Raw genomic sequence first — 12,628 nt, 5'->3', positions numbered from 1 at the left:
TGGCAGAGGACACGCCCGCCCCCGGACGACCGCCGTCCCGGCGCGGGGCGCGCCCGGGTGGGATCATGCGCCGATGGACCCGCACCCCCGCCCCGTCACCGTGCCCGCACGGCGACCGGCGACGGTGCTGCTCGTGTGCACCGGCAACGTGTGCCGGTCCCCCGCGGCCGAGCGGGTGCTCGCCGCGCGCCTGGCGGGGACGGGCGTGCGGGTCGTGTCCGCCGGCACCCGCGCGGTCGTCGGCGCCCCCGCGAGCGCGCCGATGGCCCCGCTCGTCGAGGCCGCGGGCGGGACGCTCGACGGGTTCGTCGCCCGGCAGCTGACCGCCGAGCTGGTCGACGGCGCCGACCTCGTGCTCACCATGACGCGCGAGCACCGCTCCGCGGTGAGCGTGCTCTCGCCCGCCGCCGTGCGGCGCACCGCGACCCTGCGGGAGGCCGCACACCTGCTGCGTGCGGCAGGCCGGGTGCCCGGCGGGTGGGTGGTCGACCGGGTCCGTGCCGTGCCCGACACCCTCGCCTCGACCCGCGGGCGGGTCCCGCCGCTCGACGCCGACCCCGCGGCGTGGTGGCGCCGCGGCTCCGCCGCGCGGCGGGGCGCGGTGCACGCCGACGACGTCGTCGACCCCATCGGCGGCTCGGACGCGCTGTACCGGCGGTCGTTCGGGCAGATCCTGCCCGCCCTGGACGCGCTCGCGGCCGTGCTGCTGGCCCGGCCCGTGGGTGACCGTCCGGGCGGCAGGGCCCGCACGGGGCCGGCAGGGCCGCCCGGCTGACTAGGCTCCACCCCGTGCGTTCGATCTTCGACACCCTGCTGCACCCGCGGCGTACCCCGCCGCCGCCGCTCGAGGTCGACCTGGCGCACGTCATGGGCGTCGGCACCGCGCTGTGGGTCCTCGGCCTCGTGGCGTCGGCCGTCGGCTGGCTCGTCGGCCGTGACACGAGCCTCGCCGTGGCGATCTGCGCGGCCGGTGCGGTCATCGGCGTCGGGGCCACCACGTGGGCGCTGCGCCACGACGTGCGGGTGCCGCCGACCGACTGACGGGGCCTCCCGCGCGCCGGGTCTCAGCCCAGGAAGACCTGGGCGCAGAGCATGCCGTCCGGACCCTCGGTGCAGCCGACGCCGATCTGCTTGAACGAGGTCCGCAGGATGTTCTCGCGGTGGCCCTGCGAGTTCATCCAGCCCTCGACCGTCGACGCGGCGTCGGGGTAGCCGAGCGAGAGGTTCTCGCCGACGGTCCCCGACCCGCACTCCGCGAGGATCGGGTCGAGCGGGTCGTGCTCGAACCGGCCCTCGGCGACCAGGACGGCCGTGCGGGACACGGCCTGACCGGTGGCGCAGGACGAGACGGTGAACGCGGGCAGACCCGCGGCGGTGCGCTCGGCGTTGGTCGCCTCGACGATCTGGTCGGCGAGGGACGCCTCGGCGCTGGTGGACGCGGCGAGCACGGCCTCCTCGGGGGCCGGCTCCGGCGCGGGCTCCGGCGCGGGGGCCGGCTCCGGCGCGGGCTCGGGCTCGGCGGCGGGCTCGGGCGCCGGCTCCGGCGTGGGCTCGGGTGCCGGCTCGGGCTCGGGCGAGGCGGCCGGGGTCGCGGTGGGGCTGGTGCTCGGCCCGCCGCCCGCCGTCGTCGTCGCGGACGGGGTGCGGGACGCGTTCCGGCTGGCCATCTCGAGCGTGCGGGTGACCAGGTCGGCGCCGGCCGCGACCTCCCCCGTCGGGGCCTGCGCGCCCGGCGCGGCCCCGACGACGAAGGCGGCGGTGCCCGCGAGCACGACGACCGGTGCGAGGACGCGGGCCACGCGCATGCCCACCCCCGGGCGCTTGCGCTCCTGGCGGCGGAGGTCGCGACGGCTCGGCGTGGTGGACGACATGCCGGGGACGTTACCTCTTCGTGACCTTTGCCCGGTCTGTGCGGGTCTGTCTCTCACCGACCTCTCACGGACCTCTCATGATGCTGCCGGGGCCCCGCGCGGCCCGAGCCGGCCTCAGCCCAGCGCGACGTCCAGCACCGCGTCCGGCCCCCCGTCGCCCGCCAGCAGGGCCTCGAGCGCCGCCCGCAGGTGCCACCGCCCGGCGGCGACCGCGAGGCCGGCGGCGAGGCCCGCCACGTGCACGGCACGCACCACCGCACCCGGGCCCGCGCCCTCCACCCACCACTCGACCTCGGCGTCGTCGACGCGCAGCTCGTCGTGCCGCCACCACGTCGCCGGTGCGCCCGGCAGCAGGGCCGCGACGTCGTCGGGGACCGGCTCGACCTCGCCCGGTGCCCCGTCGACCGCACCGGCGCACGCCGCCGACGCGAGCGGCAGGTCCAGGCCCGCCGCGAGCCGCGCCGCGGCGCCCTCGTCAGCGGCAGCGCCGGGGCCCGTCGGGGGCACGGGCACCACGGGCCCGAGGTCCGTGCGCTGCCACCACTGCGGCCCGTCCGCGACCACCGCGTCCTCGGCGTCGACGACCACCGCACCCGCACCCGCCAGCGCGACGACCGCCGCGGGCGGGTCCGCGGGCAGCGCACCGGCCGCCCACGCGCGCCACAGCGCCGCCGCCACGTCCAGCGGGACCCGCGCCCCCGGCCGGCCGACCCGGTCGAGCACGTGCGGCCAGTCGGCGGGCGGCAGCTCGGCGAGCGACCCCACGCCGCCGAGCGCCCGCAGCGCACCGGCGTCGAGCCCGGCCAGGACCGCCGGGACGGGCGGCACGAGCTGCGCCGGCAGGCCCTGCGCGCCGGGCAGCGCGAACACGCCCGGCACGGGCAGCTCGGCGCGCGTGCGCACCCACCAGGCCGTGTAGGACGGCGCCGTCGCCCCCGTCTGCTCGCCGCGGACCGGGGTCAGCAGCGCGGACCGCAGGCGCGGGTCGGCCGCGACGTGCGCGAGGACGGCCGGCCACGCGTCCTCGTCGACCGCGTCGAGGTCCGCGACCGCCACGAGGTCGCCCGCGTAGGCGCCGTCGCCGAGCAGGTCGGCGAGGTCGTCGAGGTACTCCGTCCAGCCGTCGAGCGACGCGGCCGCCAGCGCCGCGGGGTCGTCGCCGTCGTCGTCGGGCCCCACGCCCGCGACGACGTCGGGCACGGGCGTGACGACGAGGTCGGCGCGGACCCCGACGGCCGCCAGCGCGCCCGGTCCCCACCGGTCGACGGCGACCGCGGCGACCGGGGCGACGACCCGCGGGTCGAGCAGGTCCGCCGCGACCGAGCCCGGCAGCACCAGCCCGTGCGCCGGGGTGGGCTCGCCGTCGGCGGCCGGCAGCGTGAGCAGCCCGAGCCACGAGGCCGCGTCCGCGGGCAGCGCGGGAACGCCGTCCGGGCCCGCCGGCAGCGCCGCGACGAGGTCGAGGACGGTCGCGGTCACGTCCGCGGCCCGGTCGAGGTCGTCGTCGTCGGCCTGGCCCAGGACGGCCTGCCGCACGGCGGGGTGGGCGAGCAGGCCGGCACCGTCGAGGGTCTGCGCGCCGAGCCGGCCCAGCAGCGGGTGCGCGGCCGCGGGGTCGACGACCCGCAGCCCCCACGCGCGCAGCGTCGCCGTCGTCTGCGGGTCGAGCGCCGCCACGACCCCGGGGTCGAGCACGACCGTGCCACGCGGCCCGCGCACCACCCGGCCGTCGAGCAGCGGCACCGGCAGGGCGGCGAGCTGCTCGCGCACGCGCGCGTCGTGGCCGGCCGCGTCGAGCGCGCCGTACAGCCCCGCCCAGTCCAGCCCCGCGGTGGCCGGGAGCTCCTCGACGAGGTCGGCCAGGCCGCGCTCCTCCACGCCCAGGGTCCGGGCCGCCGCCGCGCCGCCCGGCGGCACCCGGACCATGCCGGCGACGAGCGCGCCGAGCACCGTGAGCGCGGCGTCGTCCGTCAGGTCGCGCACCACCGTCGCGCGGGCCGGTGCGACGAGCTCGTCGCCGACCGCGGGCGCCAGCAGCGGCGTGCGGGCCATCGCCTCGACGGCACGGGCCCGCAGCTCGCCGTCGAGCCACCCGCCGGCCAGGCCCGTGGGCACCAGCGCGAGGGCGTCGCCGCCGTCGGCCGCGACGTCGCGGGCCAGCGCGGCCCACGTGTCGGCCGCGGCGGCGAGGACGACGTCCGTCAGCGGCCCGCGCACGACGTGCCGGCGGGCGGGGTCGAGCGGCAGGGTGGCGACGAGCAGGCCGGGCAGCGTGCACGGCTCGTCGGTGGGGGTCGGGGCGTGCACGACGGGCGCCCACCGGCCCGCAGCGGGCCCCGGGCCGCCGAGGGCGTCGACCGCCGCCCCGGCCCGCGGCAGCGCCCAGGTCACGCGCCAGGCGCGGGCGGCGCGCTCCTCGACGGGCCGGTCGGCGACCGCCGTCAGCGGGACCTCCCCGTGCGCGGTGCGGACGCGCCAGCGCCGGCCGACGTCCGCGACCCGGCGCGACGGGGCGTCGACGTCCTCGACCACCACCTCGACGAGACCGGGCAGGGCCAGCAGCAGGGCGTCGCCGACCTCGGCGAGCAGGCCCCGGACCTCGTCGAGCGCGACCTCGTCGCGCAGCGTCAGCACCACGGCCGTGTCGTAGCCGCCGGGCGGGCGGCCCGTCGCGGGCCAGGGCAGCCGCAGCGCCGGCAGGGAGCCGTCCCGGCGGCGCACCTCCTCCGCGAGGCCGGGCACGTCGGCGGACGCCTGCGCGAGCGCGGCACGGGTGTCGGCGAGCGAGAACCGCACCGCGCCCGACGTCGAGCAGACGGCGACCTCGTCGGCGACGGCCCGGACCGCGGCGAACCCGACCCCGAACCGGCCGACGAGCCCTGCGCCGTGCCCGTCGCGCTTGGCGGAGGCGCGCAGCGTCGCGAGCGAGGCGACGCCCGCGGCGTCCAGGGGCGCCCCGGTGTTGGCGGCGACGAGCACGGTACCGCCGTCGGGGTCGCGGGCCACGCGCAGCAGCAGCCGGCCGGGCACGCCGGCCCGGACGGCGGCGTCCGCGGCGTTCTGGGCCAGCTCGACGAGGACGCGGTCGCGGTAGTACCCGCGGGCGTGGTCCTCCTCGGCGTTGGCGTCCTCGCGCAGCCGCGCGGGCGACGCGCGCCACGCCCCGAGCACCGCGGCGCGCAGCCCGGCCGTGCCGAAGTCGTCGTCGCCCGCCGCGCCCCAGCCGCCGGTCACCGCGCCTCCCGCTCCCCCGCACCTGCCTCGCGGATCACCGTAGCGGTGGCGCGCCCCCGTGCACCCCGACGCACCGGGAGCGCGGGGACGGGGTCAGGCGGTGGGGTCGGACGCCTCGGTCACCTCGGGCTCGGGCGCGACGTCCTCGGGCTCGGACGCGACGTCCTCGGGCACGCCGGCCGCGGTGCCGGGCGCCGGCGCGACGTCCGCGAGCGGCGTCTCCTGCTCGGCGACGACCGTGCCGTCCGTCCCCGCGGCGACCTCCGCGGCGTCCCCGTCCACGGGCTCCTCGGCGGGCGCCGGGTCGACGTCCGCGCCGGTGGCCTCCGCCTCGGGCGCCGGCGGCGTGCGGAGCGTGACGAGCTCGACGCTCATCTCGTCGATGAGCGGGTCGGGCGCGGGCCAGTCCGTCGGCACCGGGTCGACGTCCGTCTCGGAGTGCGCGCCGCAGCCGTGGTCGAGGCTGACGACCTTGCCGTCGTCGGGCGACCACTCGTTCGCGCACACGCCGAAGACCGTGCCGAGCGAGCCCTGGAGCGGCACGAGGAACCCGCACGACCCGCACGCGGCGGCGGACGCGACGGCGCCCGGCGTCGTCGGCCCGCGGGACCCGCGGTACCAGCGCTCGGCCGCCTCGTCGCGCCCCTGCGGCGCGAGCACCCGCACGCGGGCCAGGGCGAGCTCCTCGATGGCGACGGCGTCGAGCTCGGGGTCGCCGGACGGCGTCCACCCGGGCTCCAGGCGCGGGTCGTCGGCGCGGAACGGCACGACGTCGCCGGGCCCGATGTCCCCGGGGCGCAGCCGCTCGGACCACGGCACCCACGCGGCGCCCAGCACCGCGTCCTCGCCGGGCAGCAGCTCGGCCTCGCAGACCGTGGCGGTCCGCCCGCGCGGCACGCGGGCGACCGTGACGGTCCACTCCCACCCGCGGTAGCCGCGCGCGGTGCACGCGAACCGGTGGGAGACCAGGCGCTCGCCCTCGTGCACGGCACCGAGGTAGTCCCCGACGTCGGTGGGCTCGTGCGCGATCTCCAGCGCGACCTCGCGCGCGAGGTCCACGGCCCGGTCGAGGACGGCGTCCTTGGTGGCCACGCTCAGGCCTCGAGCTTGTCCGCGACGGCCCGCAGCAGGCTCGCGTACTGGGTCGAGCGCGAGCCCTCGGGGTACCGCCCGCGGCGCAGGTCGTTGCCGATGTTGTCGAGCACCTTGATGAGGTCCTCGACGACCACGGCCATCTCGTCGGCCGGCGGCCGCTTGGCCTTGACGACCGAGGGGACCGGGTCGAGGAACGTCACGGACAGGGCCTGCGGGCCGCGGCGGCCGTCCGCCACGCCGAAGTCCACCTTGGTGCCCGGCTTGGGCGCCGTGACCCCGGCGGGCAGCGCGGACGCGTGCAGGAAGACCTCGCCACCGTCGTCGGTGGCGATGAAGCCGAAGCCGCGCTCGCTGTCGAACCACTTGACCTTGCCGGTGGGCACGTCGGACCCCTTGCTGCTGTCGGGTGCTGCTGATGTCGGTGCTGCCAGTGCTGGCGGCCCCAGGCTACCGGGCCGGGCACGCGCATTCTCGCCCGCCCCGTCCGCCGCGCCGCGCGGCCGCACCGGGCGCGTGGTGGACTGCCCGGGTGGAGGCCGACCGGGCACGCGCCCTGCTGCACGCGCTGCGCGCCGAGGTGCTCGACCGTCTCGACGGGCTCGGCGCGGCCCGCACGGACGTCGTCGAGGCCGCCCGCGGGGCCAACGTCGACGACGAGCACGACCCCGAGGGCGCGACGATCGCGTTCGAGCGCGCCCAGCTGGAGGCGCTGGCCGCCGACGCCCGCCGGCGCCTGGTCGAGGTCGACGCGGCCCTCGACCGGGTCGCGGCGGGCACCTGGGGGCGGTGCGAGGTCGACGGCGCGCCGATCGACGACGCCCGGCTGGCCGCGCGCCCGACCGCGACGCGCTGCGTCCGGCACGCCTGAGCCGGGCGGCGCTCAGCCCTCGGCGAGCCGGTCCAGCGCCAGCGCCGCGAGGAGCGCGGGCCCCACGGCCAGCGCGTCGTCGGCGAACCGCGCCTGCGGGCTGTGGTTGTACGGGGCCGTGGCCGGGTCCTCGCCCGCGGGCGTGGCACCGACGAACACGAACGCGCCCGGCACCTCCTGGAGCACGTACGAGAAGTCCTCCGCCCCCGGCACCGGCTCGGCGGCGTCGACCCAGGCGTCGGCGCCGAACGTCGCGCGCGTCAGGGAGGCGGCGCGGGCGACCTCGTGGGCGTCGTTGGCCGTCACGGGGTAGCCGCGCTGGTAGTCGACGGTGGCGGTGAGCCCGTGCGCGGCGGCCACGTGGTGCGCGACGCGGGCGATGCGCTCGGGCACCGCCGCGTGGGTCGCCTCGCTGAAGGTCCGCACGGTCGCGTCGAGGTACGCGACCTCCGGGATGATGTTGTCCTTCGTCCCCGCCTCGACGCGCCCGACGGTCACGACGACGGGGTCGAACACGTCGAGCTGGCGCGTGACCATCGTCTGCAGCGCGAGGACGATCTCCGCCGCGACCGGCACCGGGTCGAGCGCGAGGTACGGCTTGGAGCCGTGCCCGCCGCGCCCGTGGACGGTGACGTGCACGGTGTCGGACGCGGCCATGAGGGTGCCGGGGCGCGACGCGACGACGCCCGCGGGCAGCGTCGAGGACATGACGTGCAGCCCGTAGGCGGCCACGACGCGCTCCCCCGCGGCGTCGAGCACGCCCTCCTCGATCATGAGGCGCGCACCCCCGAGGCCCTCCTCGCCGGGCTGGAACATCAGCACGACGGAGCCGGCGATCTCGTCGCGGCGCGCGGCGAGCAGCCGCGCCGCGGCGACGAGCCCGGCCACGTGCTGGTCGTGCCCGCACGCGTGCATGACGCCCGCGTGGCCGGACGTGAACGGCTCGCCGGTGTCCTCGGTGACGGGCAGCGCGTCCATGTCCCCGCGCAGCAGCACCGCGGGACCCGGGCGGGCGCCCCGCAGCACCGCGACGACGGACGACAGGGCGGTGCCGGTGCGGACCTCGAGGCCCAGCGGCTCCAGCGCGTCGAGCACCAGGCGCTGCGTGCGCGGCAGGTCGAGCCCGATCTCGGGCACCCGGTGCAGCGCGTGCCGCAGCGCGGCCGTCTCGTCGAGCATCGTCGCCGCGTCGACGCGCAGCGCCTCCAGGACCTCGGCCGCCAGTGCCACGTCGTACCCTCCCGCTCCGCGACGGACCGGTCCGTCGCCCGACCACCCTGGCACACCGCACCCGGGTGCAGTAGGTCCCGGCGTCCCGACGCCCGGGGCGGGTGCGCGCCCCGCTGCGTATCGTGAGGACGATGCCCTCGTTCTCCGGCTGGTTGCGCGCGTGCGACGACGACGCGCTCGTCGCGCTGCTCACCGCCCGCCCGGACCTGGCGTCGCCGTCGCCCGCGACCCTGGCGTCGCTGGCCGCGCGCGCCACGAGCCGCGCGAGCCTGGAGCGTGCGCTGGCCGGGCTCGACGCCCTGGTGCTGCAGGTCCTGGAGTCCGTCGTCGTGCTCGGCGACGCACCCCCGACGCCCGACGACGTCGCCCGCGCGGTGGGCGCGGGGGCCTCGGACGCCCCGGCGGTCGCCGACGCGGCGGGGACCGCCGTGCGGCTGGCGCTGCTGCACCCCGACGAGGCCGGGCGCCTGCACGCGGCGCCCGGCCTCGCGGACGTGCTCGGCACCCACGTCGCCGGCCTCGCCCCGGCGGACCCGGCCTCCGACGACGCGGTCCCGGCGGACCCGGCGGCGGCGCTGGCCGACGCCCCCGCGGGAGCCGCCCAGGTGCTCGACGCCCTGACGTGGGGGCCGCCGGTCGGACGCGTGCCCCCGGCGGGGTCCCCCGGCGCGCAGGCCGTGCGGGCGCTGGTCGCCCACGGCCTGCTCGCGCGCCCGGACGCCGAGCACGTGGTGCTGCCCCGGACGCTCGCGCTGCGCCTGCGCGACGGGCGCACGCACCGCGCCCCCGCCACCGAGCCGGCGCCCGCCTCCCCCGTCCGCCCGGCGGCCACCGTGGCCGCGGAGTCCACCGCCGCCGCCGAGCGCACGGTGCGCCAGGTCCGGCGCCTGCTGCAGGCCTGGGAGGACGCGCCGCCGCCCGTGCTGCGCGCCGGCGGCCTCGGCGTGCGCGACCTGCGGCGCACCGCGCAGACCCTCGAGGTCGACGAGCCGCACGCGGCCTGGCTCGTCGAGCTCGCCGCCGCCGCGGGCCTGCTCGCCGACGACGGCGAGGAGCGGCCGGCGTTCGTGCCCACGGTCGACGCGGACGTGTGGGCCGCGGGCGACGTGCCGCGGCGCTGGGCGCTGCTCGCCCGGGCGTGGCTGGCATCCCCGCGCACGCCGTGGCAGGTCGGCACGCGCGACGAGAAGGGCGGTGTGCGCGCCGCGCTCGACCCCGAGCTCGCCCGGCCCTGGGTGCCCCGGCTGCGCCGGGCCGTGCTGGAGGTGCTCGCCGCCGGGGCGGGACCCGGTGCCGCGCCCGACGCCGACGCGGTCCTGGCGGTCCTCGCGTGGCGCACCCCCCGGGCGGTGCCGCCGCGCGGCGCCGTGCAGGCGCTCCTCACGGAGGCCGAGCAGCTCGGCGTCACCGGGGCCGGCGCGCTGTCCCGGGCCGGCCGCGCGCTGCTGGACGCCGCCGACGACGCCGGGCGCGACGACGCCGCGGCCGCGCTCGCCGCCGACCTGCCCGCACCGGTCGACGAGATCCTGCTGCAGGGCGACCTGACCGGGGTGGTGCCGGGGCGGCCCGGGGACGCCCTGGAGGAGCTGCTGGAGACCGCGGCGCAGGTCGAGTCGCGCGGCGGCGCGGTCACCGTGCGGTTCACGCCCGCGTCGGTGCTGGCCGCGCTCGACGGCGGGCTGGGCGCCGACGCGCTGCTCGACCGGCTCGCGGCCGTGGCCCGCGGGGGCGTGCCGCAGCCGCTGGAGTACCTGGTCCGGGACGTCGCCCGCCGCCACGGGCGCGTCCGCGCGGGTGCGGCGTCGGCGTACGTGCGCGCCGACGACCCCGCGCTGCTGGCCGGGCTGCCCGACGACCCGCGGCTGGCCGGGCTCGGCCTGCGCCTGCTCGCGCCGACGGTGCTGGTGGCGCAGGCGGGTCCCGCGGAGGTGCTCGACGCCCTGCGCCGGCACGGCCTGGCACCGGTCGCGGAGGACGGCCACGGCGTGGTCGTCCCCACCGGCACCGCGGCGCGCCGGGTGCGGGGACGGGCCGCGACGCGGGCGCGCCGCCGCGTGCAGGACGGCGCCGTGCGCGAGGCCGCCGCGGGCACGCGGGCCGTCGCGGTGGCCCGCGCGCTGCGCGACGCCGAGGTCCGCGGCACGGGCGCCACGGGCGGCACGGACGGCTCCGGGCCCGCGCGCGGCGCCGCCCCGGCCGCGCCACGCCCCCGCCGGTCGGGCCGGTCCGACGGCGCACCCTCGCCGGACGAGCCCGCGGCCGGGGACGGAACACGGGAGCCCGCGGACGCGTTGGTGCTCCTGCGCGAGGCGGCGTCGTCCCGCACGGACGTGTGGGTCGAGATGGTCGGCCCCGACGGGCGGCCGACGCGACGGCTGCTGCGGCCGCTGCGCGTCGAGGGCGGCCGGCTGCGGGCGCTCGACCCGCGCCGCGAGGCCGAGCTGACCGTCGCGGTGCACCGCATCGCCGGCGTCCACGCGGCCGGCCCGGCCGACACCGCACCCTGAGCCCGCCCCGACCCCGCACCGCCTGATCCCCACCCGCACCCCACCCCGAGGAGGGCGCCGTGCCCGACGGCCCGCTCATCGTCCAGAGCGACAAGACGCTGCTGCTCGAGGTCGACCACGACCAGGCGGCCGCGTGCCGCCGTGCCATCGCCCCGTTCGCCGAGCTCGAGCGCGCGCCCGAGCACGTGCACACCTACCGGCTGACCCCGCTGGGCCTGTGGAACGCGCGCGCCGCGGGCCACGACGCCGAGCAGGTCGTCGACGTGCTGCTGCAGTACAGCCGGTACCCGGTGCCGCACGCGCTGCTCGTCGACGTCGCCGACACGATGTCCCGCTACGGGCGCCTGCAGCTCGTGCAGCACCCCGTGCACGGCCTCGTCCTGCACGCCCTCGACCCGGCGGTGCTGGCCGAGGTCGCCCGGTCGAAGAAGACGGCGGGGCTGCTGGGCGCACGCATCGACGAGACCGACGTGGTCGTGCACCCGTCCGAGCGCGGCCACCTCAAGCAGGTGCTGGTCAAGCTGGGCTGGCCCGCGGAGGACCTCGCGGGGTACGTCGACGGCGAGGCCCACGCGATCGAGCTGGCGCAGGACGGCTGGACGCTGCGGCCCTACCAGGACCAGGCGGTCGAGGGGTTCTGGCACGGCGGCTCGGGCGTCGTGGTGCTGCCGTGCGGCGCGGGCAAGACGATCGTGGGCGCCGCGGCGATGGCGAAGAGCTCGACGACAACGCTCATCCTCGTGACCAACACCGTCAGCGCGCGGCAGTGGCGCGACGAGCTGGTGCGGCGCACCAGCCTCACCGAGGACGAGATCGGCGAGTACTCGGGCACCCGCAAGGAGGTCCGCCCGGTGACGATCGCGACCTACCAGGTGCTGACCACGAGGCGGAAGGGCGTCTACACGCACCTCGAGCTGCTCGACGCCCGCGACTGGGGCCTGGTGGTCTACGACGAGGTGCACCTGCTGCCCGCGCCGATCTTCCGCATGACGGCCGACCTGCAGGCCCGGCGCCGCCTGGGTCTGACGGCCACGCTCGTGCGCGAGGACGGCCGCGAGGACGAGGTGTTCAGCCTCATCGGCCCCAAGCGGTTCGACGCGCCGTGGAAGGACATCGAGGCGCAGGGCTACATCGCGCCCGCGGACTGCACCGAGGTGCGCCTGACGCTGCCCGACGCGGACCGGATGGCGTACGCGACGTCCGAGCCGGAGGACCGGTACCGGCTGGCCGCGACCGCGTCGGGCAAGAACGCCGTGGTCGACGCCCTGGTGGCGCGCCACGCGGGCGAGCCGACGCTGATCATCGGCCAGTACCTGGACCAGCTGCACGAGATCGCCGAGCACGTGGGCGCCGACGTCATCACCGGCGAGACGCCGGTGCGCGAGCGGCAGCGGCTGTTCGACGCGTTCCGCACCGGGGAGATCAGCCGGCTCGTGGTGTCGAAGGTCGCGAACTTCTCGATCGACCTGCCGGAGGCGTCCGTGGCGATCCAGGTGTCGGGGTCGTTCGGCTCCCGGCAGGAGGAGGCGCAGCGCCTCGGGCGGATCATGCGGCCCAAGGCGTCGGGCAAGACCGCGCACTTCTACACGGTGGTCGCGCGCGACACGGTGGACCAGGAGTTCGCGGCGCACCGGCAGCGGTTCCTCGCCGAGCAGGGGTACGCGTACACGATCCTGGACGCCGAGGACCTGGACGCCCAGCCCGCCTGACCTCGGCCCCGGTCCCGGTCCCGGCCCCGTGTGCACGCGGGACCCCGGAACCTGCGGGAGGGTTGGTCCGTTGCGACGGGTGCCGGTGCGCGCGCAGCGGTCCGTTGCGACGCG

10 protein-coding genes are annotated in these 12,628 nt (G+C 79.0%); 5 read left to right on the top strand and 5 right to left on the bottom strand.

Annotation, left to right across the window (positions count from 1 at the left end; all coding sequences use genetic code 11):
- Positions 1-73: 73 nt before the first annotated feature.
- Both BKA21_RS14335 and BKA21_RS14330 read left to right on the top strand, forming a co-directional pair.
- Complete coding sequence (locus BKA21_RS14335) at positions 74-775, top strand: arsenate reductase/protein-tyrosine-phosphatase family protein (protein WP_140460646.1); 702 nt, start codon at positions 74-76, stop codon at positions 773-775.
- 14 nt (positions 776-789) lie between these two features.
- On the top strand, positions 790-1,041 hold the full coding sequence (locus BKA21_RS14330) for a DUF2530 domain-containing protein (RefSeq protein WP_170209125.1): 252 nt from the start codon (positions 790-792) through the stop codon (positions 1,039-1,041).
- Positions 1,042-1,064: 23 nt separating this feature from the next.
- On the opposite strand, the gene BKA21_RS14325 is transcribed toward BKA21_RS14330, so the two are convergent.
- From BKA21_RS14325 to BKA21_RS14310, 4 genes are all read right to left on the bottom strand, one after another.
- On the bottom strand, positions 1,065-1,871 hold the full coding sequence (locus BKA21_RS14325) for a CAP domain-containing protein (RefSeq protein ID WP_140460647.1): 807 nt from the start codon (positions 1,869-1,871) through the stop codon (positions 1,065-1,067).
- Positions 1,872-1,985: 114 nt separating this feature from the next.
- The gene (locus tag BKA21_RS14320; RefSeq protein ID WP_140460648.1) at positions 1,986-5,105 is read right to left on the bottom strand and encodes a sacsin N-terminal ATP-binding-like domain-containing protein; all 3,120 of its coding nucleotides are present in this window, start codon (positions 5,103-5,105) and stop codon (positions 1,986-1,988) included.
- 93 nt (positions 5,106-5,198) lie between these two features.
- Entirely contained in the window at positions 5,199-6,203 is a 1,005-nt protein-coding gene (locus BKA21_RS14315; protein WP_140460728.1) for a DUF3027 domain-containing protein, read from the bottom strand.
- Entirely contained in the window at positions 6,200-6,583 is a 384-nt protein-coding gene (locus BKA21_RS14310) for a cold-shock protein (RefSeq protein WP_140460727.1), read from the bottom strand. The genes BKA21_RS14315 and BKA21_RS14310 overlap by 4 nt, the downstream gene beginning before the upstream one ends.
- 146 nt (positions 6,584-6,729) lie before the next feature.
- Between BKA21_RS14310 and BKA21_RS14305 the strand changes: the two genes are divergently transcribed.
- A complete protein-coding gene (locus BKA21_RS14305; protein WP_140460649.1) occupies positions 6,730-7,068 on the top strand; it encodes a TraR/DksA family transcriptional regulator in 339 nt (112 codons plus the stop codon).
- Positions 7,069-7,080: 12 nt separating this feature from the next.
- On the opposite strand, the gene BKA21_RS14300 is transcribed toward BKA21_RS14305, so the two are convergent.
- The gene (locus BKA21_RS14300) at positions 7,081-8,247 is read right to left on the bottom strand and encodes a M20 metallopeptidase family protein (protein WP_140460729.1); all 1,167 of its coding nucleotides are present in this window, start codon (positions 8,245-8,247) and stop codon (positions 7,081-7,083) included.
- Positions 8,248-8,429: 182 nt separating this feature from the next.
- On the opposite strand from BKA21_RS14300, the gene BKA21_RS14295 reads away from it, so the two are divergent.
- Positions 8,430-10,805, top strand: coding sequence for a helicase-associated domain-containing protein (locus BKA21_RS14295; RefSeq protein ID WP_140460650.1), 2,376 nt, complete (start codon positions 8,430-8,432; stop codon positions 10,803-10,805).
- A gap of 59 nt (positions 10,806-10,864) precedes the next feature.
- Positions 10,865-12,514, top strand: a complete 1,650-nt coding sequence (locus tag BKA21_RS14290; protein ID WP_140460651.1) for a DNA repair helicase XPB — start codon at positions 10,865-10,867, stop codon at positions 12,512-12,514.
- Positions 12,515-12,628 lie beyond the last annotated feature (114 nt).

Origin of the sequence: Cellulomonas oligotrophica, assembly GCF_013409875.1 — a bacterium.
In the GTDB taxonomy this organism is placed as follows: Bacteria; Actinomycetota; Actinomycetes; order Actinomycetales; family Cellulomonadaceae; genus Cellulomonas; species Cellulomonas oligotrophica.
The sequence above is the reverse complement of the archived record's forward strand: the minus strand, read 5'-3'. Positions and strand labels throughout refer to the sequence as shown.